Raw genomic sequence first — 25,632 nt, 5'->3', positions numbered from 1 at the left:
TTTACAGGCGCGGCCCGGTAAGGGCGGCTGTGCCGGTGTCATAGCGGCCTGGGATGATGGTGCAATGCCTGGCGCGTCGACTCCCACCACCACGACCCGCGAACAGTTCCACCAGCTCGCCGCGGAGCATCGGGTGGTTCCGGTGATCCGAAAGGTGCTGGCGGACTCCGAAACTCCGCTGTCGGCCTATCGCAAGCTGGCCGGCGACCGGGCCGGAACCTTCCTGTTCGAATCGGCGGAGAACGGGCGCTCCTGGTCGCGCTGGTCGTTCATCGGCGCGGGCAGCCCGTCGGCGCTGACCGTCGTCGACGGCGCGGCCGCCTGGCTCGGCAACATTCCCGTCGACGCACCGTCGGGCGGGGATCCGCTGGTGGCGCTGCGCGAGACACTCGAACTGCTGCAGACCGAACGACTGCCCGGTCTGCCTCCGCTGACCGGCGGCATGGTCGGCTACCTCGGCTACGACGCGGTGCGCAGGATCGAACGGCTGCCCATCCTCGCCCTCGATGATCTGGAACTGCCGGAGATGGTGCTGCTGCTTGCCACCGATCTCGCCGCGTTCGACCACCACGAGGGCGCGATAACGCTCATCGCCAACGCGGTCAACTGGAACGGCACCGCGGACCGAGTCGACGAGGCCTATGACGACGCCGTTGCCCGGCTGGATCGGATGACACAGGCGCTGGCCGCGCCGTCGGAGTCCACCGTGTCCGTCTTCGACCAGCCCGAGCCGCAGTATCGGCGCAAGCGCACCTCCGAGGAATTCGGCGCCGGGGTGCGCCGGCTGGTCAAGGAGATCGAGGCGGGCGAGGCGTTCCAGGTGGTGCTGTCGCAGCGCTTCGAAATGGACTACGACGGCGCCCCGCTGGATCTGTACCGCATGCTGCGCGCCTCGAACCCGAGTCCGTACATGTACCTGATGCACATCCCCGACGGCGAAGGTGGCACCGCGTTCTCCATCGTCGGCTCCAGCCCGGAATCCCTGGTGACCGTGAAAGACGGTGTGGCGACGACACATCCGATCGCGGGCACCCGCTGGCGTGGCGCCACCGAGGAGGACGACCTGCTGCTGGAGAAGGGACTGCTCGCCGACGAGAAGGAGAACGCCGAGCACCTGATGCTCGTCGATCTCGGCCGCAACGACCTGGGTCGGGTGTGCCAGCCGGGCACCGTGCGGGTCACCGAGTATCGGCACATCGAGCGCTACAGCCACGTGATGCACCTGGTGTCGACCGTGCACGGCAGGCTCGCACCGGGCAAGATCGCGCTGGACGCGGTGCGCGCCTGCTTCCCAGCGGGCACGCTGTCGGGCGCACCGAAGGTGCGCGCGATGGAACTCATCGAAGAACTCGAGCCCACCCGCCGCGGCGTGTACGGCGGCGTCGTCGGCTACCTGGATTTCGCGGGCGACGCGGATACCGCGATCGCCATCCGCACCGCGCTGCTCAAGGACGGCACCGCCTACGTCCAGGCGGGCGCGGGCGTGGTCGCGGATTCCGATCCCGACTACGAGGACGTCGAATCCCGTAACAAAGCGATGGCGGTACTCAAGGCGATCGCGGCCGCGAAGACGGTCCGGGCATACGGCACCGAGCCCGGAAGCGAGAACGGCAGCGCGGGATGAGTGAACCGGAACAGAACGATGCGGGGACCGATGGTGCGGATGCCGCTGTCGACACCGTGGCTCCCCGGCGCAAATACCCGGTCGGCGCGATCGTGTTGTTGGCGCTCGCGGCAGCCGTGCTCTGGGGTTCGTCGCGGCTGACGTGGGTGACCGTGGCGTCCACGGACGGACTTACCGAGCCACGCACCGACCATCTCAACGGCGGTGTCTGGTTCGGTGCGCTGACTCCGTTGGCGCTGGTGCTGCTTGCCGCAATCGCGGCAGTGCTCGCCACCCGCGGCTGGCTGCGCCGGATGTTCGGCGTGCTGATCGGCCTGGTCGCCGCGGTGACCGCCGTGCCGGCGTTCGCCCTGCTGACCAAGTCCGGCGCGACCGCGGCCCGTGCCGCCACCCTGGCCGAACTACCTGGGCGGGCAACGGTGACCGAGGTGGTCACGGCGCCCTTCCCCGCTGTGCTCGCGCTGGTGGGCGCACTGGCGGCGTTTTCGGCCGGTGTGCTGCTCGCCAGGATGCCCCAAGACGCCGCGCAACTGTCAGGCAAATATGACAACCCGGTCTTTCGGCGGGCCGCCGCCACCGAAGAGGTGACACAGCGCCGCACGGAAGAGGCTGCCGCCGGGGCGAATTCGGCCTCGGGGCAGCTTTCCGAGCGCGTGCTGTGGGACGCGCTCGACGCCGGCACCGACCCGACCGAGGAGGCCGGGGCACTGAGTGATGATCAGGGCAAACGTGCCGACTGAAGTGTCTGGGCAGGTCCCGACAAACCCCGGCGCGAGAGCGCCGCAAGCAGCCATTTATTCTTTGTCAGCATCGGTGAGACAGCGCCTGGGGGGATTCTCAGGCAGCAGTTGCGTCTCCCCAGAAAGGATTCGAGCCAGATGACGGTACTCGACTCGATTCTCGACGGGGTCCGCGCGGATGTCGCCGCTCGGGAAGCCCTCCTGGACTTCCAGGCAATCAAGGCCTCGGCCGCGGCGGCGCCTTCGCCGCTGGACGCCCGCGCCGCACTCCTCGAGGACGGCATCGGCGTTATCGCCGAGGTCAAGCGGGCCAGCCCGTCCAAGGGCGAGCTCGCGGACATCCCGGACCCGGCCAGCCTGGCCAAGGCATACGAGGACGGCGGCGCGCGCATCATCAGCGTGCTGACCGAGGGCCGCCGTTTCCACGGCTCGCTCGACGACCTCGATGCGGTCCGCGCCACGGTGAGCATCCCGATCCTGCGCAAGGACTTCGTCGTCGGGCCGTACCAGATCCACGAGGCCCGCGCGCACGGCGCCGACGTCATCCTGCTGATCGTCGCGGCGCTGGAGCAGGACGTGCTGTCCTCGCTCATCGACCGCACCGAATCGCTCGGCATGACCGCGCTGGTCGAGGTGCACACCGAGGAAGAGGCCGACCGCGCACTCGAGGCGGGTGCCTCGGTGATCGGCGTGAACGCCCGCAACCTCAAGACCCTCGAAGTGGATCGGGACGTGTTCGCCCGCATCGCGCCCGGCCTGCCGACCGAGGTCATCCGGATCGCCGAGTCCGGCATCCGCGGCACCGCCGACCTGCTGGCCTATGCCGGTGCGGGTGCGGACGCCGTGCTGGTCGGCGAAGGTCTGGTGACCAGTGGCGATCCCCGCGCGGCCGTCTCCGAGCTGGTGACGGCGGGCACTCATCCGTCCTGCCCGAAGCCCGCGCGGCGGGGCCGGTGACAGGAGTGGCTGCACTACCACAGGCCAGTGAGGGTGTCGCCCACCGCAGCACACATGAGCCCGATGCCGGCGGGCATTTCGGCGTCTACGGCGGCAGGCATGTCCCCGAGGCGCTGATGGCGGTGATCGAGGAGGTCACCGCCGAGTACGAGAAGTGCAGGCTGGACCCCTTGTTCCTGGACGAGCTCGACCGGTTGCAACGGGACTACACCGGCCGGCCTTCGCCGGTGTTCGAGTGCAAGCGGCTCGCCGAGCACGCCGGTGGCGCCCGCATCCTGCTCAAGCGCGAGGACCTGAACCACACCGGCTCGCACAAGATCAACAATGTGCTCGGCCAGGCGCTGCTCGCCAAGCGGATGGGCAAGACCAGGGTCATCGCGGAGACCGGGGCGGGCCAGCACGGCGTCGCCACCGCCACCGCGTGCGCGCTGCTCGGCCTGGAGTGCGTCATCTACATGGGCGCCGTCGACACCGCACGGCAGGCGCTGAACGTGGCCCGCATGCGGCTGCTCGGCTCCGAGGTGGTGTCGGTGACCACCGGCTCGCAGACCCTCAAGGACGCCATCAACGAGGCCCTGCGCGACTGGGTGTCCAATGCGGACGACACCTACTACTGCTTCGGCACCGCAGCGGGCCCGCATCCGTTCCCGTTGATGGTGCGCGACTTTCAGCGCGTCGTCGGCCTGGAGGCGCGCGCCCAGGTGCAGTCCTCGACCGGACGGCTGCCCGACGCGGTCGTCGCCTGTGTCGGCGGCGGCTCCAACGCGATCGGCATCTTCCACCCATTCCTCGACGATCCCGCCGTTCGGCTGATCGGCTTCGAAGCGGCCGGTGACGGTGTCGAAACCGGAAGGCACGCGGCCACTTTCACCGGCGGCACGCCGGGCGCCTTCCAGGGCGCCTACTCGTACCTGCTGCAGGACGAGGACGGCCAGACCATCGAATCGCACTCCATCTCAGCGGGTTTGGACTATCCGGGCGTCGGCCCCGAGCACGCCTACCTCAAGGACATCGGACGCGCGGAGTACCGGCCGGTCACCGATGCCGAGGCAATGGACGCGCTGCTGCTGCTCAGTCGCTCCGAGGGCATCATCCCGGCGATCGAGTCCGCGCACGCGGTGGCCGGTGCACTGCAACTCGGCAAGGAACTGGGCGAGGGCGCGATCATCCTGGTGAACCTGTCCGGTCGCGGCGACAAGGACATGGACACCGCGGCGAAGTGGTTCGGGCTCTTCGACGAACCCGACGCCGACAAGGAGACCGACAAATGAGTCAGCAGTCCCGTCTCGCCAATACCTTCGCCGCCTGCCGTGCCGAGAACCGTGCCGCGCTGGTCGGCTACCTGCCCGCGGGCTATCCGGATCTGGCAGGCTCCATCGAGGTCGTCCGGGCCATGGTCGAATCCGGTTGTGACATCGTCGAAGTCGGCGTCGCCTACTCCGACCCGGTGATGGACGGGCCGACCATCCAGGCCGCCGCCGAGCAGGCGCTGCGCGGCGGAGTCCGGGTGCGCGACGTGTTCGCGGTGGTCGAAGCGATCACCGCGGCGGGCGGCAAGGCCGTTGTGATGAGCTACTGGAACCCAGTGCTGCAGTACGGCGTCGACAGGTTCGCGCGCGATCTGGCCGCGGCGGGCGGGGCGGGCATCATCACCCCGAATCTGATCCCGGAGGAAGCCGACGACTGGTTCGTGGCCTCGGCCGCGCACGACCTGGATCGGATCTTCCTGGTGGCGCCGTCCTCCACCGAGGAACGCCTGGTGAAGACCCTGGAGGCGAGCCGAGGATTCATCTACGCGGCATCGACCATGGGCGTCACCGGCGCGCGTGATGTGGTGTCCTCCGCGGCGCCCGCACTGTGCGCCAGGATTCGCACCCACTCCGACATCCCGATCGGCGTCGGACTCGGCGTGCGCTCGGGTGCGCAGGCTGCCGAAATCGCCTCGTACGCCGATGGTGTCATCGTCGGCTCGGCGCTGGTGAGCGCCGCCGCCGCCGGTCTCGACGCGGTGCGCGCACTCACCGAGGAACTGGCCGAGGGCGTCAGGTCGGCGACAGTGGCTTCCTAGCAGGCTGCGCTGAACCGCACGACCCGCGCCTTCGTATGACCAACCATGAGCGCACCGAAGCGGTCGCCCTCGCCGCGACCCGTGGTGGCGAGCCTGCTCGTATTCTTCGTTCTCGCACCATGTGTCGCGGCGCTGACCCGCGATGAGCCGGTCGTTGTCGAAGCGCTGTCGGCCAGCGGGGCCGGGCTGCTGAGCCTTGCGGTGGGTGCGGCGGTGTGGTGGTCGCAGCGGCGCGCATGACGCTCCGCTACGGTTGGCCCCGTGACATTACGAGTCCTCGCGGACAGCGTCCTGAGCAATGGTGCCGTCACCGCTGATGTGTTGGCCTACATTCCCAGCCCCTCGCAGGGCGTGTGGCAGATCGGGCCGTTCCCATTGCGGGCGTACGCCCTGTGCATCATCGTCGGCATCGTCGTCGCGATCTGGTGGGGCGAGCGGCGCTGGCGCGAGCGCGGCGGGCAGCCCGGCGCGATTCTGGACGTCGCGATGTTCGCGGTGCCCTTCGGCCTCATCGGCGGCAGGCTCTATCACGTGGCCACCGACTGGCAGAAGTACTTCGGCGCAGACGGCCATCCGATCGACGCACTGAAGATCTATCAGGGTGGCCTCGGCATCTGGGGGGCGGTGTTCCTCGGCGGCGTCGGCGCCTGGATCGGCTGCCGGGTGTACCGAATCCCCTTGCCCGCCTTGGGTGATGCGGTCGCGCCGCCGATCCTGCTCGCGCAAGCCATCGGCCGCCTCGGTAACTACTTCAACCAGGAACTCTACGGTCGCGAGACCGAGCTGCCCTGGGGCCTGGAGATCTACCTGCGCTTCGACGACGCCGGCAAGCTCGACCCGATGAACGGCGTCTCCACCGGTGTCGTCGACAAGGTCGTGCACCCCACGTTCCTCTACGAATTGCTGTGGAACCTGCTGATCGTTGTGCTGCTGGTGCAGATCGACAAGCGCTACAGAATTGGTCACGGCCGCCTGTTCGCGCTGTATGTCGCGGGTTACTGCGTCGGCCGCTTCGTCGTGGAGCTGATGCGCGACGACGAGGCAACCAAAATCGCGGGCATCCGGATCAACTCGTTCACCTCGGCGCTCGTCTTCTTGGCTGCCGTCGCCTATTTCGTCTTCGCGACGAAGGGCCGTGAGACCGCCGAGCAGTTGCAACCCAGCACCGGATCGCGCCCATGGCCCTGGCAGATCGCCGCCCTGCGCGCAGCTGCGGCGGAGCAAGCGGCCGCGACAGCCGGGGATGCCGTTGCAACGGACTCGGACTCGGACAAGGACGCCGAGGCGGCTGAGGCGGACGACTCGGAGAAAGCCGTCGGGCTGGAGAAGTCCGAGCGGGCTACCGAACTGGAGAAGGACACGACCTCGGAGCAGGACACCGATTCCAAGGAGCCCACCGAATCCGAACCGGCCGCAGGGCCGGCCGAGGGCACTGCTCCTGAGAAGAGCTAGCCCGCAATTCTGCGCCACGGCAACGTCTCAGGCACCGCCCGCGATAACAACGAGGACGAGCGACAGCGGTCGCCGGACTACCGAGCCGAAGCGACGGGGCGACAAACCGTGTCGATTCCGGCAAGAATGTCTCGTGATCGTCGTGCCATTGCTCGCTCGGCGGATCGCAAGGCCGGGGGCCAGCACAGGGTGCCCGCACAAATGAGGAGGACATTTAGTGACCGACCCTTACAACCCAGGACCGCAGTACGGCCCGCCCGGTACAGGGCCGGACCTGAACAAGCCGTCTGAGCCGAGCCAGCCGCAGTACCCGAGCCAGCCGCAGTACCCGCAGGCCGATCCGTACGCACAGCAGCAGTACGGCCAGCCCGCCGATCCGTACGCACAGCAGCAGCCGGGCGGCTACGGGCAGCCGGGGGGCTACCCGCCCGCGCCGTACCAGCAGCCGCAGGGTTACAACCCGAACGATCCGGAGGCGCCTTACGGGCGTGACCAGTTCGGTGTGCCCTTCTCGGACAAGCAGAAGCTGATCGCGGGCCTGCTGCAGATCTTCCTCGGCGCGTTCGGTGTCGGCCGGTTCTACACCGGTTACACCGGCATCGCCATCGCGCAGATCGCGGTCACCTGGCTGACCTGTGGCATCGGCGGCATCTGGCCGCTGGTCGACGGCATCATGATGCTGGTGGGCAAGGTGCCCGACAGCGACGGCCGTCCGCTGCGCGACTGAGTCGGCACGTTTTTCACCTCATCAGGCCGCCGCACCTCATCGGTGCGGCGGCCTGATGTGTACTTAGGGTAAAACCATGCCGATCACCATGATCGCGATACTGTTTCTCGAAACGGTCGGTCCGTAACGTGGACTGATTGTGTGTCGTGTGTGGGCAGTCCACGCACCGAAGAGAGGTATTTCGTGCGTCGCAAGTTGTTCGTCGCCGCCATGCTCGCCATCGTCACCGCCACCGGGCTTTCCGCGTGCGGCAGCGACGACCCGAACGTGATCAAGGTCGGGACCGAAGGCACCTACTCCCCGTTCAGCTACCAGGGCTCCGATGGCAAGCTCACCGGTTACGACATCGACGTGGTCCAGGCCGTCGCCGAAAAGCTCGGCAAGAAGGTCGAGTTCGTGCAAACCCCGTGGGACGCGATCTTCGCGGGCCTCGAGTCCAAGCGCTTCGACCTGGTCGCTAACCAGGTGACGATCAACGACGACCGCAAGGCCAAGTACTCGCTGTCGCAGCCGTACACCACCTCCGAGGGCGTGATCGTCACCCGCGCCGACAACAACGGCATCACCACCCTCGCCGATCTGAACGGCAAGACCTGCGCCCAGGCGGTCACCACCACCTGGGCCAAGGTCGCGACGGGCGCGGGCGCGAAAGTCGAAGGCGTAGAGGGCTTCGTGCAAGCGATCCAGCTGTTGAAGAACGGCCGCGTCGACGCCACCGTCAACGACACCCTCGCGGTTGCCGAGTACACCAAGAAGACCGGTGACACCAGCGTGAAGGTCTCCGGCAAGATCGGTGAAACCAGCCAGCAAGCCTTCGCCGCCCGCAAGGGCGACGCGCTGATCGACGACGTGAACAAGGCGCTGGATCAATTGCGCGCCGAGGGCAAGCTGGCCCAGATCTCCGAGAAGTACTTCGGCACCGACGTCAGCAAGTAGCGGCTCCCTGCCATGGATGCCGCTACGCGGGAACTCATCTGGCACAACCTGTGGCCGATGTTGCAGGCCACGATCACCAAAACCATTCCGCTGACCACGATCAGTTTCGTCATCGGTTTGGCCATTGCGCTGCTCGTGGCTCTGGCAAGGATGTCGCCGGTGTGGCCGGTCCAAGCGGCCGCCCGGTTCTACATCTCGATCATCCGGGGTACGCCGCTGCTGGTGCAGCTGTTCATCGTGTTCTACGCGCTGCCGCAGTTCAATATCGTGCTCGACCCCTTTCCGGCGGCGGTGATCGCCTTCAGCCTCAATGTCGGCGGTTACGCGGCGGAGGTGGTGCGTGCGGCGATTCTGAGCGTGGCTGCCGGGCAGTGGGAGGCCTCGCAGGCGCTCGGCATGTCGTATCCGATGATGATGCGGCTGATCATCCTGCCGCAGGCCTCGCGCATCGCGGTGCCGCCGCTGTCGAACACGTTGATCTCGCTGGTGAAGGACACCTCGCTGGCCTCGACCATTCTGGTGACCGAGTTGCTGCGGACCGCCCAGATCGCGGCCGCCCCGACGTTCGATTTCTTCGCGCTCTACGGCGTCGCGGCGCTGTATTACTGGGTCATCTGCCTGTTCCTCGGTTTCGGGCAGACCCGCCTGGAAACGCGGCTGAGCCGTCACGTCGCGCGATGATCGCGCGTTCGTATGTTCCACCAACGTTCTGTGCAAATTTTTCACCAAAGTTTCACCGAGGCCACGACACGACCAGTGCACCCGGCGGGACTAGGCTCTACCCGTGATGCGACGGACGAAGATTGTGTGCACTCTCGGCCCGGCCACTGCCACCGAGGACCGTATTCGAGAACTCGTCGAGAGCGGCATGGACGTGGCGCGGTTGAATTTCAGCCACGGCGAACACGCCGACCACGCCGAGAACTATAAGAAGGTGCGGGCCGCTTCCGACGACCTCGGTCGTGCGGTCGGCATTCTCGCCGACCTGCAGGGCCCGAAGATCCGGCTCGGCCGGTTCATCGAGGACCGCACGGTGTGGGCGACGGGCGAAGAGGTCCGCATCACCGTCGACGACATCGTCGGCACCCACGACCGTGTCTCGACCACCTACAAGGAACTGGCCAAGGACGCCAAGGCGGGCGACCGGCTGTTGGTGGACGACGGCAAGATCGGGCTGACGGTCACCGGTGTCGAAGGCAACGATGTCATCTGCCGGGTGACCGAGGGCGGACCGGTCAGCAACAACAAGGGCGTTTCGCTGCCGGGCATGGACGTCTCCGTGCCCGCGCTGTCGGAAAAGGACATCGAGGACCTCGAGTTCGCGCTGAAGCTCGGCGTGGACTTCATCGCGCTGTCGTTCGTGCGTTCACCCTCGGACGTCGAACTCGTGCACGACGTGATGGACCGGGTCGGTCGCCGCGTGCCGGTGATCGGCAAGCTGGAGAAGCCGGAGGCCATCGACAACCTCGAGGCCATCGTGCTCGCCTTCGACGCGGTCATGGTCGCCCGTGGCGACCTCGGCGTCGAGCTGCCGCTCGAGCAGGTGCCGATCGTGCAGAAGCGGGCTATCCAGATGGCGAGGGAGAACGCGAAACCCGTCATCGTGGCGACCCAGATGCTGGAGTCGATGATCGAGAACTCGCGCCCGACCAGGGCCGAGGCCTCCGACGTCGCGAACGCGGTGCTCGACGGTGCCGACGCGGTCATGCTGTCCGGTGAGACGTCGGTCGGCGCCTACCCGATCGAGACGGTGCGCACCATGGCGCGCATCGTGCACGCGGTGGAGACCGAATCGACCAGGGTCCCACCACTGACCCACGTGCCGCGCACCAAGCGCGGCGTCATCTCCTACGCGGCACGCGACATCGGCGAGCGGCTCAACGCCAAGGCACTTGTCGCGTTCACCCAGTCCGGTGACACGGTGCGCAGGCTCGCCCGGCTGCACACCCCGCTGCCACTGCTGGCGTTCACTCCGTTGCCGGAGGTGCGCAGCCAGCTGTCGCTCACCTGGGGCACGGAAACCTTCATCGTGCCAACGGTGAACAGCACCGACGCCATGATTCACCAGGTCGATGTAGCACTCCTGTCGATGGAGCGATATCAGAAAGGTGATCTGGTGGTAATCGTTGCGGGCTCCCCGCCGGGTACCGTCGGGTCCACCAACCTGATCCACGTGCACCGCATCGGCGAGGAGGACCATTAACTGTGAGTGAGCGCAGCGAGCGAGCCGAAGGCGCAGCAGCGTCAGCGGTCACCGGGGAGCCGAGCGTCAGCGAGGCGCGGTTGTGAACGCCTCCCTAGGTGGTGCCGTCGGCATCGGTTCGGCGGCAGCGGAGGGAGCCGATCTGCAGGTGTTGCTCGGACTGCTGGATCTGGAGCAGGTCGACGAGGATGTCTTCGTCGGTCAGCATCCGGAGAAGGTGTGGAGCCGCACATTCGGTGGGCAGCTCGTATCGCAGGCGATCATGGCGGCGGGCCGGACGGTCGGCGACCGTCCGGTGCACGCGGTGAACGCGCACTTCGTGCGCGGTGGCGATGTGAAGAAGCCGATCGAATACCGGGTCGACCGCCATCGCGACGGGCGCTCGTTCGCCAACCGGACGGTGACCGCGAGCCAGGACGGCCAGGAGCTGTTCGTCATGCTGGCCGCGTTCCAGGATTGGGGCAAGGGCCTCGAGCACTCCGCCACCCAGCCGGACGTGCCGGATCCGGAAACGCTGCCGCGGGTGGAGGAGAGCTTCGAGGGCTTGGAAGACAAGCTGGAGATGTTCATCAAGGCCCCGCACCCCATCGATATGCGCTACACCAACGACCCGGCCTGGATCATGAAGGGCACCGGCGAGCGGCTCAACCACAATCGGGTGTGGATGCGCGCCGACGGCAGGCTGCCCGATGATCCGCTGGTTCACGTTGCGACGCTTGGCTATTCGTCCGACACCACGGTGCTCGACTCGATCATCACCACGCACGGCCTCTCCTGGGGCCTCGATCGGATCATCGCGGCGACGGTCAACCACTCGATCTGGTTCCACCGCCCGTTCCGCTTCGACGAGTGGGCGCTGTACGCCACGGAATCCCCGGTCGCCGCGGGTTCCCGTGGTCTGGCTACGGGCCGGTTCTTCTCGCGCACCGGCGAATTGCTCGCCACCGTGGTGCAGGAAGGCTTGATCCGCCACTTCCCGTCGCGCGCCTGAGCTAGAGCGGCTCGCGCTCGGTTTCGAAGTCGAAGCTGTCGCGGCGCTGCACCCTGATGGTTCGGGGTACGGCGAGTTGGGTGGGGCCGCACGAGGTCTCCAGCATCAGCCTGCGCTCGAGAGCGGCCAGGCTCGGTGCTGTGAGATCGCGTGGGGCGCCCACCAGGCTCAGCGCGATCTCGTAGGTGCGGCGGTTGCCCGGCTCCTGGCCGGGATGGTCTACCCGCCACTGGGTTTCGAGCATCATGTGATCGGGTGCGTCGGCGTCCACGGGTAGCGTGAAGCGCCACGCGAAAACGTCGCGATCCTGCAAGTGATCGTCCACCACGGCGCGTACCGTGTCGACGACGCGCTCGAGGGTTTCCGGTGTCACATAAACATGGAGCGAAACATCCGAAATTCGTTTCGGCATGTCTGATTCCTGTCGTGTGTCGAACCATCAACGGTGGATGTTGTTCGCGGGGAGTTTAAACCCTCGGCGTACCTGATGGACACAGCCAGGGTCGAAATCACTTCGACGCGTCCCGCCGGCACCCGACATCACGGGATGCGGTGCGCCGCCAGGAATGCCGCGAGCGGTGCGGGCGTGGAGCCCGGCGCGACCACAAGACCGGGACGCTCGTCTTCGTCGGCCCTGGTCTGCTCGTGTGGGGCCAGCGTGAGCATCAGCGGCACCAGCGCCTCGGCGATCCGGTCGCCGACCTCGCAGAAGGCAGCCTCGGACAGGCCGACCGGGTCGGCGATGTTCTCGCGGCCGACCAGCGAAAGATCGTCGCGGGCGCGATGCAGATCGGCAATGCTGCGCGCGCCGGTCACCTTGGCGATCCGGTGCGCCTCCAGCAGAGTGAAGGTGCGTGGTCCCGCGCCGAAGCCCATCGCCGCGGCCTGATCGCGGATCTGCTCTGTCATCGTGAGCACCAGATCGGCGCGGTCGATCATTTCCGGCTTCAGGCGTCGCGCGCGGAAGTTACCGGGGTCTGCGCCGAGACCCGAGATGGTCTGCGCCGCGAGCGGTTCCACTGGAAAGCCGACCAGTGCACGGGTTCCCGCGCTTTCTGCGGTGAGGCCGGCGAGCCGGTGTTCGACAGCGAGGGCGCGGGTAAGCCGCTCGGCGACCACCGAACGGCACACATTGCCGTTGCAGACGAACAGGACGTGCATGGGAATACGGTAGGACGGCAGATAACGATTCAGAAGCGGTCAGGCCTCGAATCACACCGCCACAAGCACATATTCATCTGTGCGTTGTGTGCCGTACACGAAGCACGCCCTCGTATTCGGAGAGACGCTCGACGGGCGTTGCCGACCCGTGGCCGGCCCGTCATCGAGGTCTGGGCGTGTCCGTGTAGTTACCCGATGCGAATGAATTCAATCATGATGTCGCCGACCGATATCGTCAGCGCTGGGAAGCTGAGGTCGTTGGGGGATCTCAGTCGGATTCGGTTCCGTAGTAGGTGGATTCGTCGATCACCGGCGCCACGTTCGCGGGTTCGCCGTGCACGCGTCCACGGGTGGAGAACATCCGGCCGCGCGAGGCGACGACGGGCGCGAAGTTGGCCAGCCCACTCGAGGCATCCATGTCGTCGTACATGGCGTCGATCCCGCCCCGCAGGAAGTACGCCTCGTGCCAGAACCCGGTGCCCCCGGAGTCACGCAGAAACTTCTGCCACCAATCGCGATGCGGCGCCGAACGCGTCCACCGCTCCAGACTGTCGAGATCGCGCCAGTACTGCCGCGCCCCCCAGTGCGGCGGAAACAGCGACCAGATCACATCCTCGTGCAGCAGCAGCCCGTCGGGCTGATCCTTGTGTGACCGATAGAGTTTCGGACCGAGTCCGAGTAGGCGCAGGATCCCGCGCGGTCGACGCACGCGCATCCCCAGGTAGATGACTACCAGGTCCGGATACCCGGAAAGATCGACTGTCGTTCTGTTCACCCGCATGCCGGAACCTCCGCAAAACCAGGTGCGTGCTGCTCACCCTACGCGGGAAATGCGCCCCGGGTAAGCAAGCGGTTCGGACCCACGAAACCGGGTAGGGAAGCAAACGGCCCATGCTCGCCATGAGCACGGACCGCCTGCCTGCTTGGTGCCGATTGTGGGACTCGAACCCACACGTCCTTTCGGACAACGGTTTTTGAGACCGTCGCGTCTGCCAGTTCCGCCAAATCGGCGCACCGGGTGGAAAGCATAGCTGGTGGGTGGTGTCGAACGCGAATGGGTTCCCCTCTGCGGCGCGGACGGGCGGTTTGCGCTGGGTATATGGGTTCTATGCCGAAGTGAAAGGTACTCTTTACATCACTCGACAGCGCAACGGTGGGCCGATGGACCGGCACATGGGCCACGGCCACCCTTCGGCGTGTCGGGACAGGCATCGGAACCAGAGGGGTCTACCTATGAGCAGTACAGCAGGGGGCGCCGGCACGAAGCGGGACGCCGGGGCGAAGCGGGTCGTCGTCGCCGAGGACGAGGCGCTCATCCGCATGGATCTGGTGGAGATGCTGACCGAAGAGGGCTACCAGGTTGTCGGCGAAGCGGGTGACGGCCAGCAGGCTGTCGATCTCGCGGTGGAGCATCGGCCGGATCTGGTCATCATGGATGTGAAGATGCCGCGCCGCGACGGTATCGATGCCGCGGCCGAGATCGCGTCGAAACGCGTTGCGCCGGTGGTGATTCTGACCGCTTTCAGTCAGCGCGATCTGGTCGAGCGGGCGCGCGACGCGGGTGCGATGGCGTATCTGGTGAAACCGTTCACGAAATCCGATCTGGTGCCCGCCATCGAATTGGCGGCGAGTCGCTTCCATGAGATCACGGCGCTGGAGAGCGAGGTCGCCAACCTTTCCGATCGGCTGGAGACACGCAAACTCGTGGAGCGGGCCAAGGGCGTGCTCATGCAGACGCAGGGGCTGTCGGAGCCGCAGGCATTCAAGTGGATTCAGCGCACCGCGATGGACCGCCGGACTACCATGAAAGCGGTAGCCGAGGTGGTGCTGGAGAACCTGGCCCCGAAGTGACCCGATGAGGGCCTTGGCCGGGTCGCGGCCGGAAAATTTACTCCGTTGAAACACTTTCGCGAAGAAGAATTCGAAACAATGTCGTCCATATGACGCGAATGTGATGCGGATCTAACGTGGCGACGCTATGTTCTGACCGGGCTGACGTGGTCGGCCTCCTCGGGAGAGCCGGGGGAGCACAGGACGTAGAGGTGAGACGTGCTTAGTTCGATATGGCGCAGTCGTTCGACGCGAGGTGTATTGGTTGTCGGTGCCGCCGCCGCACTCGTGCTGACGGGGTGCAGCGACAAATCGACCAACGAATCGGGTCCGTCCGGCACGAATGGTGCGGGAAGCCTGTCCATCCAGCCGGTCGCGCAGGTGGACATCGACGGTAAGCAGGTCCCGAAGACCGACCCGGCCAAGGCCGCCGACCCGGCGGGCGACGGCAAGGCAACCTGTCCGGCCGGTACCACCATTGCCTTTGCCGGCGCGTTGACCGGCCCCAACGCTGCCCTCGGCATCAATATCGTCCAGGGTGTGAAGCTGGCGCTCGATCAGCACAACAAGGCGAACGCGGGCTGCAAGATCGAGCTCAAGCAGTTCGACACCGAGGGCGACCCGCAGAAGGCCACCCAGGTCATCCCGCAGATCGTCAACGACAAGTCGATCATCGGCCTGGTCGGCCCCGCGTTCTCCGGTGAGACCAAGGCGACCGGCAAGATCCTCAGTGACGCGGGCCTGGTCTCGGTGACCTCCTCGGCCACGAACGCCACGCTCACCCAGAACGGTTGGAATACGTTCTTCCGCGGCCTGGCCAACGACGACATTCAGGGTCCGTCGGTCGCCAAGTACCTGGTCGGCACCGCGGGATACAAGAAGGTCTGCGTCGTCCAGGACAACAGTGACTACGGCACCGGCCTGGCCAAGAGCATCACCGAGGGCCTCGGCGCCGCAGCCGATCCGAGCTGCTCCGCCAGCATCAAGACCGGTGACAAGGACTTCTCCGCGACCGTCACCAAGATCGCAGGCGCGAACGCGGACGCGGTCTTCTACTCGGGTTACTACGCCGAGGGTGCCCCGCTGGCGCAGCAGTTGAAGTCCGGCGGCGTCAAGGCAGTCTTCGTCGGCCCGGACGGTGTGAACGATCCGCAGTTCCTTTCGCAGGCCGGTAGCTCGGCCAAGGGCGCGACGCTGACCTGCCCGTGTGGTCCGGCCCCGGAGAAGTTCGCGAAGGACTACGAGGCTCTCAACGGTCAGGCGCCAGGCGTCTACTCCGTCGAGGCCTACGACTTGGCCACGATCCTGACCAAGGGCATCGATAGCGGCAAGGTGACCCGTCCCGACCTGCTCGAGTACGTGCGGTCCTACGACGGTGCGGGTCTGGCGCGTCAGTACAAGTGGAACCCCAACGGCGAACTGTCCAACGCACTGATCTGGATCTACACGGTCAAGTAACCCACGCCACGTAACGCGCAGCACGTATGGGGGTTCGCGCGAATCCCTGTACGTGCTGCTGCTTCGTGAGGGTGAATGAATGAGGGCGAATTACGAATGACTTCAACAGCATTGGCCGGCGCAGTACAACTAGCCGGCGGATCGATCGACTTCAACTACCAAGGAGTGATCGACGATTTCTGGCGACTGACCGTCGACGGATTGTCCTACGGTGCCATTTACGCACTCGTCGCTGTCGGCTACACCCTTGTCTACGGCGTACTGCGACTGATCAATTTCGCCCATTCGGAAATCTTCATGCTCGGCCTGTTCGGCCAGTATGTCGGGCTTATGCTGCTCGGGTTTTCGCCGAGCGGTGATGTCTACTCCCAAGGCATCGTTCTCACCGTCACCTATCTCGCCTTGGCGATGATCTTCGGTATGGCTGTATCCGGTGCCGCGGCAGTGGGATTGGAGCGGGTGGCTTATCGGCCGTTGCGTAAACGCGGCGCCAAACCACTGATCTTTCTGATCACCGCCATCGGCGCCTCGTTCGTGATCCAGGAGGTCATGCACTTCGTGGTGCCGAAGGTCTGGCCGGAGTTGGGCGGCACCAACGCGCAGAAGCCGATCATGTTGGTCGAGCCGACCAAACAGTTCAGCTTCGGCGGCGCCGATGTCACCAATGTGACCATCGTGATCATCGTCTCGGCCGTCATCCTGGCCATCGCCACCGAGGTGGTCATCAACCAGACCAAGTTCGGCCGTGGCATCCGGGCGGTGGCACAGGATCCTGATACCGCGACGCTCATGGGCGTCTCGCGGGAGCGGATCATCATGCTGACCTTCCTCATCGGCGGCGTGCTCGCCGGCGCGGCCGCGCTGCTGTACGCGCTCAAGATTCCGAACGGGATCATCTACTCGGGCGGTTTCATCCTCGGCATCAAGGCCTTCAGCGCCGCGGTGCTCGGTGGTATCGGCAATCTGCGTGGCGCGCTGCTCGGCGGGTTGCTGCTCGGGCTGGCGGAGAACTACGGCCAGATCCTCTTCGGTACCGAATGGCGTGACGTGGTCGCGTTCGTTGTCCTGGTTCTGGTGCTCATGATTCGCCCGACCGGCATCCTCGGTGAGAGCCTCGGAAAGGCGCGCGCATGACCGACATGGTGAAGAGCCCGCGTCCGCCGAAGGGCAGCCAGGAAGAGACGCCGAAGCACGGCGTCGGCGACGCGTTGCGGACCTGGTGGGCCGGGCTGTCGCGGCCCGCGCAATGGGGCGTCGGCGTGCCTGCCATCATCCTGCTCGCGCTGCTGCCGCTCTACCCGCCGCCGTTCCTGGATACCCCGGGTACCAGCTTCGGTGGCGTGATGGCGCAGTTCGCGATGTACGCGCTGCTCGCCATCGGCCTGAATGTCGTTGTCGGACAGGCGGGTCTGCTCGATCTCGGGTACGTCGGCTTCTATGCCGTCGGTGCGTACACCGTGGGTCTGCTGACAAGCCCCAACAGTCCGTGGAACCAGACCGACGGCGGCTGGCTGAGCGAGGACTGGGCTTGGCTGGCCTGCCTGCCGCTGGCCGCGGCGGTCACCGCGATGTCCGGTCTGATCCTCGGTTCACCGACGCTGCGGTTGCGCGGCGACTATCTGGCGATCGTGACGCTCGGCTTCGGTGAGATCGTCCGGCTGCTCGCCGATAATCTCGGCGACCTCACCAACGGCAGCCTCGGCCTCTCCGGCATCGCCTACCCGCGCGTCGGTGAGTCCGCGGAGCGGCCCAACGGCGTGTTCTCCGCAGGCAATGTCGGAGATTCCGAAGCCTCGAACATCTTCGGCAGGGCCAACTCCGGCATCTGGTGGTTCTGGGTCGGCATGGTGCTCGTCATCATCGTGCTGCTGATCGTCGGCAATCTGGAGCGCAGCCGGGTCGGCCGGGCCTGGGTCGCGATCCGTGAGGACGAGGACGCGGCCGAGATCATGGGTGTGCCGACCTTCAAGTTCAAGCTGTGGGCGTTCATGATCGGCGCCGCGGTCGGCGGGTTGTCCGGTGCGCTGTACGCGGGCCAGGTGCAGTTCGTGAATCCGAGCGGGTTCAACATCATCAACTCGATGCTGTTCCTCTGCGCGGTGGTCATCGGCGGCCAGGGCAACAAGCTCGGCGTGATCGTCGGTGCGTTCATCGTCGTGTACCTGCCGAACCGACTGCTGTCGGTGCAGCTGGTTCAGCAGACCGGTGTCGGCTACCTGCTGCTCGCCCTGACCATCGCGGCGATCATCGCCTTGGTGCTCGGGTGGAAGCGTTGGGCGCGGGATCAGGAGCGGCCGGTGCGTCTCGGCTACCTCACGGGTGCGATCGTCGTGGTGATCGGATTGTTGATCGTGCTCGGGAACGTGCTGAAATTCCATGAGCAGGGAGCACAGTCGCTCGGCGACTTCAAGTACCTGTTCTTCGGGATCACGCTCATCGTGTTGATGATCTTCCGGCCGCAGGGATTGTTCCCGGTGCGCCAGAAGTTGCTCGCCTACGGGCGACAGGTATATCGAGCCGTGCGCAAACCGTTCGGCAATGAGGCGATCGGGGAACGGGCATGACCGGGCCTGGCGCGGGTGACGCGCTTTTCGACAACGAGGACATCTCGGCGGGCTATGCCGCCGAACCGGAAGCGACACCGAGCGCGGGCGTGGTCGATGTGACGGCCGTGCTGCCGGAACTCGGCGACGCCGAGGCGGTCGCGGAGGTTGTCGCGCCGAGCCGCGAAATCGAGACGCCGGTGGGGCAAGCGCTGCTGCGCACCGACGGACTCACCGTGAAGTTCGGCGGCTTGACCGCGTTGGACGATGTGAGTTTCGAGATTCGCCGCGGTGAGATCCTCGGGCTGATCGGGCCGAACGGCGCGGGCAAGACCACCTGCTTCAACGCGATCACCGGTGTGTACCGGCCGTCGTCGGGTGTGGTGTATTTCGATGGCAAGCCGCTGACGAAGACCAAGCGCAATGCCATCACCCGGCTCGGTATCGCCCGCACCTTCCAGAACATTCGGCTCTTCGCGGAGATGACCGCGCTGGAAAATGTGGTGGTCGGCACCGACGCCAGGCACAAGACTTCGGTGCCGGGTGCCATCCTCCGCACGGCGCGGCATCGCCGTGAGGAACACGAGGCCATCGAACGCGGCATGGCGCTGCTCGAATTCGTCGGAATCGCACCGCGGGCGGTGGAAAAGGCGCGCAATCTGTCCTACGGTGACCAGCGCCGGCTGGAGATCGCCCGCGCGCTGGCCACCGAGCCGAAACTGCTCTGCCTCGACGAGCCCGCCGCCGGATTCAATCCCAGCGAGAAGTCCGCGCTGATGGATCTGATCCGCAAGATTCGCGACGACGGGTTCACCGTCTTGCTGATCGAGCACGACATGCGGCTGGTGATGGGTGTGACCGACCGGATCGTGGTCCTCGAGTTCGGCCGCAAGATCGCCGACGGGCTGCCCGCCGAGATCCGCGAGAACCCGGATGTGATCAATGCCTATCTCGGCGTGCCCGACGAAGGCACCGAGCCGGGAGCAGCAGACGACGCACACGGGACGGAAGGGTAGGGACGGCGATGGCATCACACAGGCAATCCGATGGCAGCAGCGACGCAACGGGCCCGCTGCTCGAGGTCACGGACATGGTCGTCAACTATGGCAGAATCCAGGCGTTGCACGGGATTTCGCTGCAGGTGGCGCATGGCGAGCTGGTGACATTGCTCGGCGCGAACGGCGCGGGCAAGACCACCACCATGCGATCCCTTTCCGGGCTGCTGCCGCTGACCCGCGGCCGCATTCTGTTCGAGGGTCACGACATCACCCATATGAAGGCGCACGAGCGGGTGAAGTTGGGGTTGATCCAGGCACCGGAAGGACGCGGCGTCTTCCCCGGCATGACGGTGCAGGAAAACCTCGACATGGGCTGCTACGCAAGGCCGTTCGAGTCGAAGTCGGAGTACGACACGACCTTGGAATGGGTCTTCGGCATGTTCCCTCGACTGGCCGAGCGGCGCAAACAGGTCGGCGGCACACTGTCGGGCGGCGAGCAGCAGATGCTGGCCATCGGCCGGGCGTTGATGGCGCGGCCGCGGCTGCTGCTGCTGGATGAACCGTCGATGGGATTGGCGCCCATGGTGATTCAGCAGATCTTCCGGATCATTTCGGAGATCAATCAGCAGGGCACCACGGTGCTGCTTGTCGAGCAGAACGCACAGCAGGCGCTGGCCCGCAGCGATCGCGCGTACATCCTGGAGACCGGTGAGGTGACCAAATCCGGCTCCGGGCGCGAAATGCTCACCGATCCGGCGGTGAAGTCGGCCTATCTGGGCGTCGGGTAGCAAGGTCATGCCCATCCGCGGCCGCGTCGAGGGCGATGGCGGCCACGGATGGCATGACGAGCTGACGGACCTGGCCGACCGGTAGGAGCTGGTGGCTACGCTCCGACGAGCCGTTCGGCGGCCTGGTCCGTCCCTGCCCGAGTTGCGGGCGCGGGTCGGGTCGGGTTCCATGGATGCGGTGATCGAACTGTGCAGGCGGGATCTTGAAGGCTCGATTCATTAGACGGCGCGACACCTGGACCCTGGTCGCGGGGGTGATTGCCGGTGTGCTGATGGTCGCGGGCTGTGCCGCCGATATGGGCGAAAAGCCCTCGGCCGCATATGTATCCGCCGCCGCGGCCGCGCCCGCGGCGGGAATCGGTCCGTCAGGGCCGATGGCGGGTGCGACGGAACCGGCCGGTGACGCCGCGCCGCCCATCGCGGCAGCTCCATTGGCCGGAGTGCCGCAGTCGACGGCGGCTCGTCCGGTCTTCGCACTGATCGATCATCCGCTTTTCGCCCAGCACAGCGGCCTCGGCAGGGTGGACTGCACACTGCCGGAGTGGCGCGACGATCCGGAATCCGCGCGGGCCTTCTATCAGCGCGCGGTCGGCTGCCTCGACGACTCGTGGGGTACCACGCTGCGCAGCGTCGGATTGCCGTTCCGCTCACCACGGATGACCGCACCCGCCAAGTCCGCCGCGGTGAGCAGTGCCTGCGCCCAGGAACAGCTCGCCACCGACGAAGCCTTCTACTGCGCGGCGGACGAGACGCTGATCATGCCGTTCGACGCGCTGCGGCCGCTGACCGTCGGTTCCCGGCGGGGCGCGCAGCTAGCACTGCTGTCTCATGAATACGGCCACCATGTGCAGGCTTTGATCGGGGTCATGCGCGCCTACACCGACAAGCGCACGGCCGTCGGCTGGGACACCGCCGCGGGCCAGGAGCAAAGCAGGCGAATGGAACTACAGGCATCGTGTTTCTCCGGCATGTTCCTCGGTACCAATTACGGCCGCGGCGACCTCGACCAGCAGACCTGGAACGAGGCGTCACGCAATAACAGCGGCGCGGGCGACCGCCCCGGCGAGCAGCGCCTGCACGGCAACGACCAGAACGTGCTCGGCTGGTTCAAGTGGGGTTCGGAGAAGGGCGACACCTGGGAGTGCAACACCTGGTACAGCACGGTGCCGAACGTGGCGTGAGTGTCTAGGTATCGGTCACCGCCGCCATGACGGCAGCGGTGTCCAGGTAGAAGGGGCGGATCTCGCAAATGAGCCCGTCGCGGAAGGTGATCAGCTGCATCACCGAGGTGTCCAACACGCGGCCGGTGGCGCGCGCCCGCATTCTGCCGACGTTATAGATCACCACGGCGTCGCCGTCCACCACGAAGCGCTGCTCGAGGAACTCCAGCGACAGCCAGGTTTCGCTCATCGCGTCCATGAACCGCCGGATGCCGTCCTGGCCATGCCATTCGCCGCCGTAGGGCAGATGGGACGCCTGGTACATCACGACAGAGGGGGCCAGACAGGCCGCCATTGCGGTGAAGTCGCCGCCCTCGGTGATGTAAGCGGCTTCCGCGGCGAAGAACCGCCGCAAGGCTGACATTGTTGTGGTCACGGGGAAATACTGTCCGGAAGACGCGGCTCGATCCGGCGGAAATCGGACGGAACACTCGGCACCTCGCGGCACGCGGGAGCCGCCGCTGTGAGTTGTCGGTGGGCCTCCCTAGACTCTTCACCGTGACCCCAGCCACCACTGATCAGCGTTCGAGCTCCGTCTCTGCGGCCGACTCCGATTCGGCCGGTCCGCAGCCGACTCTGCTGTTGCTGGATGGGCATTCGATCGCCTATCGCGCGTTCTTCGCGCTCCCCGCGGAGAACTTCAAGACGGTCACCGGGCAGACCACGAACGCGGTGTACGGCTTCACCGCGATGCTCATCAATCTGCTTCGCGATGAGAAGCCGACGCATATCGCCGCGGCGTTCGATGTGTCACGCAAGACATTCCGCACCGAGGCGTATCCGGAGTACAAGGCCAATCGCAGCGCCACGCCGGACGAGTTCCGCGGGCAGGTCGAGCTGACCAAGGATGTGCTCGGCGCAATGGGCATTCCGGTGATGGCGATCGACGGTTTCGAGGCCGACGACCTGATCGCCACGCTCACCACGCAGGCGGTCGCCGAGGGCTTCCGAGTGCTGATCGTCTCCGGTGACCGCGACTCGATCCAGCTGGTCAACGACAACGTGACGGTGCTCTACCCGCGCAAGGGCGTCTCCGATCTGACCCGGTTCACCCCGGACGAAGTGATGGCCAAGTACCAGCTCACCCCGGCCCAGTACCCGGATTACGCGGCGCTGCGCGGCGACCCGAGCGACAACCTGCCCGGCATTCCCGGAGTGGGGGAGAAGACCGCAGCCAAGTGGATTCGCGAATACGGCGACCTCGCCACCCTCGTCGACAAGGTGGACGAGGTGAAGGGCAAGGTCGGCGACGCGCTGCGGGCCAACCTGAGCAGCGTGGTGCTCAACCGTCAGCTCACCGAGATGGTGCGCGATGTACCGCTGCCCTACACCCCCGACCAGCTGGCGCAGCAGCCATGGGATCGCAACAAAATCCATCAGCTGTTCGACGATCTGGAATTCCGGGTGCTGCGCGACCGGCTGTTCGAGACGCTGGCGCCGCCGGAGCCGGAGGCCGAGGCGGGCTTCGAGATCAGCGGTGGTGCGCTGGAAGTCGGTGCGGTCTCGGGCTGGCTCGCGGAACATGCGAAAGCCGGTGTCCGGCACGGTGTCTCGGTGGTAGGCCAGGGTGCTCCCGGCAACGGTGACGTGCGCGCCCTCGCGATCGCGGCGGGCGACGGCGAGAGTGGCTACATCGACGTCACCGTGCTCACCCCCGAGGACGACGCCGCGCTCGGCGCGTGGCTGGCCGACCCGGCGGTGCCGAAGGCGCTGCACGAGGCCAAGTCCGCGATGCATGCGCTGCGCGGCCGTGGCTGGACCCTCGCCGGTCTGACCAGTGACACCGCACTGGCCGCCTATCTGGTTCGCCCTGGCCAGCGCAGCTTCAACCTCGACGACCTGTCGCTGCGTTACCTGCGCCGCGAGCTGCGCGCCGAATCGGACGAGACTCCACAGCTGTCGCTGCTGGATGACGAGGAGACCGTCGACGCCGAGGTCGCGCAGGCCGAAATGCTGCGCGCCAGGGCGGTCGCCGACTTGGCCGAGGCGCTCGACACCGAACTTCAGCAGATCGAATCCGTTCCGCTGCTGGAGGATATGGAGCTGCCGCTGCTCGGCGTGCTCGCCACCCTGGAAGACGCGGGCATCGCCGTCGACGTCGACCAGTTGGAGACGCTGCAGCGGCAATTCGCCGACAAGGTGAACGAGGCGGCCAACGCGGCCTACGAGGTGATCGGGAAGCAGATCAACCTCGGCTCGCCGAAGCAGCTGCAAGTGGTGCTGTTCGACGAACTCGACATGCCGAAGACCAAGCGCACCAAGACCGGTTACACCACCGACGCCGACGCGCTGGAATCGCTGTTCGAGAAGACCGAGCACCCGTTCCTGCAGTATCTGCTCGAGCACCGCGACGCAACCCGCCTCAAGGTCACCGTCGACGGTCTGCTCAAGTCCGTCGCCGACGACGGCCGCATCCACACCACGTTCAACCAGACCATCGCCGCCACCGGCAGGCTCTCCTCCACCGAGCCGAACCTGCAGAACATCCCGATCCGCACCGACACCGGCCGCCAGATCCGCGACACCTTCGTCGTCGGTTCCGGCTACGCGGAGCTGATGACCGCGGACTACAGCCAGATCGAAATGCGCATCATGGCGCACCTGTCCGCCGACGAGGGCTTGATCGAGGCCTTCAACTCCGGCGAGGATCTGCACACCTTCGTCGCGTCCAAGGCTTTCGATATTCCGCTGTCGGAGGTGAACCCCGAGATGCGCCGCCGCATCAAGGCGATGTCCTACGGTCTTGCCTACGGCCTGAGCTCCTACGGTCTCTCCGCGCAGCTGAAGATCAGCACGCAGGAGGCGAAGGAACAGATGGACGTCTACTTCGACCGCTTCGGCGGCATCCGTGACTACCTCTACGAGGTCGTCGAGCAGGCCCGCAAGGTCGGCTACACCCAGACCCTCTTCGGTCGCCGCCGCTACCTGCCCGACCTGGACTCCAGCAACCGCCAGCGCCGCGAGGCCGCCGAACGCATGGCGCTGAACGCCCCCATCCAGGGCACCGCCGCCGACATCATCAAAGTCGCGATGATCAACGTGAACAAGGCAATTCAGGCTGCGGGACTGCGGTCGAGGATGCTGCTGCAGATCCACGACGAGCTGCTGTTCGAAGTCGCCGACGGTGAGCGGGAGACACTGGAAGCGCTTGCGCGCGAACAGATGTCCTCGGCCATCGAGCTGTCGGTGCCGCTGGATGTCTCGGTCGGCACCGGTCGCAGCTGGGACGCCGCGGCACACTGAGCGGGCTGACGCCGCTGGGCAGCGGAAACTATTGCGCTGACCAGCGTTTCAGCCCCCGAGGAGTCGGGTCAGGTCCGGTCGACTGTCCAAATGTGCAATGCGGCGTGCGTGAACCGTACGCGCTGACCTCGTCGCGCGCGTCCGGATAGCCGAGCAGCGCCCCCCGTCGCCTGGCGGGACGTGCCACGGTCAGACCGTGCGGATACCGGTCGATGGGTCACGCCTCCAACAGTTGCCGGAGTACCTCCAGGTTTGCGGCGACCGCCGACTTGACTCGGGCTGTGAGAACCGGGCCTGCCAGCCGCAACGCTCCGCGCACTTCGAGCTCGATCGTGTTGCGCAGCAACGTGCCACCGGATATCGGCTCCAGCACGTAGGACACGACGGCGGGGAAAGGGCCCAACTGGCCGCGGATTTCGAGCCTCTTCGACGGGTCGAATCCGGTGACCTCGAATGATTCCTCGGCCGGTTGCGGAATCGAGCGGGTCTGCCGGTAGGTCGATCCGATCCCGACGGGGCCGTCGGAGGTCTTGCTCGTCTCGGTGATGGCGTAATTCCAGCGCGGCACGTTCTCGAATTGCGCGAGGTAGTCGAAGACGTCTTCGACCGTCCGGTTGATGGTCAGGGTGTTCTCGAAGGTGCTCATACCTGGTCCAGCGCTGCGGAGCGCCGAATAGTTCCGCCACTGGGCAC

The 25,632-nt window shown here is 66.2% G+C and carries 25 protein-coding genes and 1 tRNA gene; 20 read left to right on the top strand and 6 right to left on the bottom strand.

The genetic code is table 11. From position 1 onward, the window contains the following. Window positions 1-64: 64 nt before the first annotated feature. From ACFQZZ_RS13035 to ACFQZZ_RS12980, 12 genes are all read left to right on the top strand, one after another. A complete protein-coding gene (locus tag ACFQZZ_RS13035; protein ID WP_378678854.1) occupies window positions 65-1,624 on the top strand; it encodes an anthranilate synthase component I in 1,560 nt (519 codons plus the stop codon). Next, complete coding sequence (locus ACFQZZ_RS13030) at window positions 1,621-2,364, top strand: TIGR02234 family membrane protein (RefSeq protein WP_378678853.1); 744 nt, start codon at window positions 1,621-1,623, stop codon at window positions 2,362-2,364. Before ACFQZZ_RS13035 ends, ACFQZZ_RS13030 begins: the two co-directional genes overlap by 4 nt. A gap of 138 nt (window positions 2,365-2,502) precedes the next feature. Next, window positions 2,503-3,321, top strand: coding sequence for an indole-3-glycerol phosphate synthase TrpC (gene trpC, locus ACFQZZ_RS13025; protein ID WP_378678851.1), 819 nt, complete (start codon window positions 2,503-2,505; stop codon window positions 3,319-3,321). Then, window positions 3,318-4,592, top strand: coding sequence for a tryptophan synthase subunit beta (gene trpB / locus ACFQZZ_RS13020; protein WP_378678849.1), 1,275 nt, complete (start codon window positions 3,318-3,320; stop codon window positions 4,590-4,592). Before trpC ends, trpB begins: the two co-directional genes overlap by 4 nt. Further along, window positions 4,589-5,389, top strand: coding sequence for a tryptophan synthase subunit alpha (gene trpA / locus ACFQZZ_RS13015; RefSeq protein ID WP_378678846.1), 801 nt, complete (start codon window positions 4,589-4,591; stop codon window positions 5,387-5,389). The genes trpB and trpA overlap by 4 nt, the downstream gene beginning before the upstream one ends. A gap of 45 nt (window positions 5,390-5,434) precedes the next feature. Then, window positions 5,435-5,629 carry a hypothetical protein gene (locus ACFQZZ_RS13010; RefSeq protein WP_378678844.1) on the top strand — a complete coding sequence of 65 codons (195 nt, stop codon included), beginning with the start codon at window positions 5,435-5,437 and terminating at the stop codon, window positions 5,627-5,629. Between the two features lie 21 nt (window positions 5,630-5,650). Then, the gene (gene lgt, locus ACFQZZ_RS13005) at window positions 5,651-6,841 is read left to right on the top strand and encodes a prolipoprotein diacylglyceryl transferase (RefSeq protein ID WP_378678841.1); all 1,191 of its coding nucleotides are present in this window, start codon (window positions 5,651-5,653) and stop codon (window positions 6,839-6,841) included. Between the two features lie 217 nt (window positions 6,842-7,058). Continuing rightward, window positions 7,059-7,568, top strand: coding sequence for an NINE protein (locus ACFQZZ_RS13000; protein ID WP_378678839.1), 510 nt, complete (start codon window positions 7,059-7,061; stop codon window positions 7,566-7,568). Window positions 7,569-7,751: 183 nt separating this feature from the next. Continuing rightward, entirely contained in the window at window positions 7,752-8,504 is a 753-nt protein-coding gene (locus ACFQZZ_RS12995; RefSeq protein ID WP_378678837.1) for a transporter substrate-binding domain-containing protein, read from the top strand. A gap of 12 nt (window positions 8,505-8,516) precedes the next feature. After that, window positions 8,517-9,185, top strand: a complete 669-nt coding sequence (locus ACFQZZ_RS12990) for an amino acid ABC transporter permease (RefSeq protein WP_378678834.1) — start codon at window positions 8,517-8,519, stop codon at window positions 9,183-9,185. A gap of 103 nt (window positions 9,186-9,288) precedes the next feature. After that, window positions 9,289-10,707, top strand: coding sequence for a pyruvate kinase (gene pyk / locus ACFQZZ_RS12985; RefSeq protein ID WP_378678831.1), 1,419 nt, complete (start codon window positions 9,289-9,291; stop codon window positions 10,705-10,707). Window positions 10,708-10,789: 82 nt separating this feature from the next. After that, on the top strand, window positions 10,790-11,698 hold the full coding sequence (locus ACFQZZ_RS12980) for an acyl-CoA thioesterase (protein ID WP_378678829.1): 909 nt from the start codon (window positions 10,790-10,792) through the stop codon (window positions 11,696-11,698). A 1-nt stretch (window position 11,699) separates the two neighbouring features. Here ACFQZZ_RS12980 and ACFQZZ_RS12975 read toward each other — a convergent pair whose 3' ends face one another. The 4 genes from ACFQZZ_RS12975 to ACFQZZ_RS12960 form a co-directional block, all read right to left on the bottom strand. Beyond that, window positions 11,700-12,110, bottom strand: coding sequence for a hypothetical protein (locus ACFQZZ_RS12975; RefSeq protein WP_378678826.1), 411 nt, complete (start codon window positions 12,108-12,110; stop codon window positions 11,700-11,702). A 128-nt stretch (window positions 12,111-12,238) separates the two neighbouring features. Next, complete coding sequence (locus ACFQZZ_RS12970; protein WP_378678824.1) at window positions 12,239-12,859, bottom strand: low molecular weight phosphatase family protein; 621 nt, start codon at window positions 12,857-12,859, stop codon at window positions 12,239-12,241. A gap of 268 nt (window positions 12,860-13,127) precedes the next feature. Further along, a complete protein-coding gene (locus tag ACFQZZ_RS12965; RefSeq protein ID WP_378678821.1) occupies window positions 13,128-13,640 on the bottom strand; it encodes a phenylacetaldoxime dehydratase family protein in 513 nt (170 codons plus the stop codon). 143 nt (window positions 13,641-13,783) lie between these two features. After that, a tRNA-Leu gene (locus ACFQZZ_RS12960) sits at window positions 13,784-13,870 on the bottom strand. Between the two features lie 222 nt (window positions 13,871-14,092). Between ACFQZZ_RS12960 and ACFQZZ_RS12955 the strand changes: the two genes are divergently transcribed. The 7 genes from ACFQZZ_RS12955 to ACFQZZ_RS12925 all read left to right on the top strand — a co-directional run bounded on the left by ACFQZZ_RS12955 (window position 14,093) and on the right by ACFQZZ_RS12925 (window position 21,657). Continuing rightward, window positions 14,093-14,710 carry an ANTAR domain-containing response regulator gene (locus tag ACFQZZ_RS12955; RefSeq protein WP_378678818.1) on the top strand — a complete coding sequence of 206 codons (618 nt, stop codon included), beginning with the start codon at window positions 14,093-14,095 and terminating at the stop codon, window positions 14,708-14,710. A 240-nt stretch (window positions 14,711-14,950) separates the two neighbouring features. After that, entirely contained in the window at window positions 14,951-16,147 is a 1,197-nt protein-coding gene (locus ACFQZZ_RS12950) for a branched-chain amino acid ABC transporter substrate-binding protein (RefSeq protein WP_378678815.1), read from the top strand. Between the two features lie 96 nt (window positions 16,148-16,243). After that, window positions 16,244-17,281: a branched-chain amino acid ABC transporter permease gene (locus tag ACFQZZ_RS12945; protein ID WP_378678812.1), complete on the top strand. Its 1,038-nt coding sequence runs from the start codon at window positions 16,244-16,246 to the stop codon at window positions 17,279-17,281. 5 nt (window positions 17,282-17,286) lie between these two features. Next, the gene (locus ACFQZZ_RS12940) at window positions 17,287-18,711 is read left to right on the top strand and encodes a branched-chain amino acid ABC transporter permease (RefSeq protein ID WP_378680495.1); all 1,425 of its coding nucleotides are present in this window, start codon (window positions 17,287-17,289) and stop codon (window positions 18,709-18,711) included. Next, window positions 18,708-19,706 carry an ABC transporter ATP-binding protein gene (locus ACFQZZ_RS12935; RefSeq protein WP_378678810.1) on the top strand — a complete coding sequence of 333 codons (999 nt, stop codon included), beginning with the start codon at window positions 18,708-18,710 and terminating at the stop codon, window positions 19,704-19,706. The genes ACFQZZ_RS12940 and ACFQZZ_RS12935 overlap by 4 nt, the downstream gene beginning before the upstream one ends. Window positions 19,707-19,714: 8 nt before the next feature. After that, the gene (locus ACFQZZ_RS12930) at window positions 19,715-20,476 is read left to right on the top strand and encodes an ABC transporter ATP-binding protein (protein WP_378678807.1); all 762 of its coding nucleotides are present in this window, start codon (window positions 19,715-19,717) and stop codon (window positions 20,474-20,476) included. Window positions 20,477-20,679: 203 nt separating this feature from the next. Further along, complete coding sequence (locus tag ACFQZZ_RS12925) at window positions 20,680-21,657, top strand: neutral zinc metallopeptidase (RefSeq protein ID WP_378678805.1); 978 nt, start codon at window positions 20,680-20,682, stop codon at window positions 21,655-21,657. A 4-nt stretch (window positions 21,658-21,661) separates the two neighbouring features. Here ACFQZZ_RS12925 and ACFQZZ_RS12920 read toward each other — a convergent pair whose 3' ends face one another. Further along, window positions 21,662-22,072 (bottom strand): nuclear transport factor 2 family protein, encoded by a 411-nt coding sequence (locus ACFQZZ_RS12920; RefSeq protein WP_378678802.1) that lies wholly within the window; start codon window positions 22,070-22,072, stop codon window positions 21,662-21,664. Between the two features lie 122 nt (window positions 22,073-22,194). Here ACFQZZ_RS12920 and polA point away from each other — a divergent pair, with 122 nt between their 5' ends. Next, the gene (gene polA / locus ACFQZZ_RS12915; protein ID WP_378678800.1) at window positions 22,195-24,939 is read left to right on the top strand and encodes a DNA polymerase I; all 2,745 of its coding nucleotides are present in this window, start codon (window positions 22,195-22,197) and stop codon (window positions 24,937-24,939) included. 217 nt (window positions 24,940-25,156) lie between these two features. Here polA and ACFQZZ_RS12910 read toward each other — a convergent pair whose 3' ends face one another. Beyond that, window positions 25,157-25,585, bottom strand: a complete 429-nt coding sequence (locus tag ACFQZZ_RS12910) for an SRPBCC family protein (RefSeq protein WP_378678797.1) — start codon at window positions 25,583-25,585, stop codon at window positions 25,157-25,159. Window positions 25,586-25,632 lie beyond the last annotated feature (47 nt).

Source organism: Nocardia sp. GCM10030253, assembly GCF_042675075.1.
GTDB lineage: Bacteria > Actinomycetota > Actinomycetes > Mycobacteriales > Mycobacteriaceae > Nocardia.
This window is presented reverse-complemented; position numbering and strand designations above follow the sequence as displayed.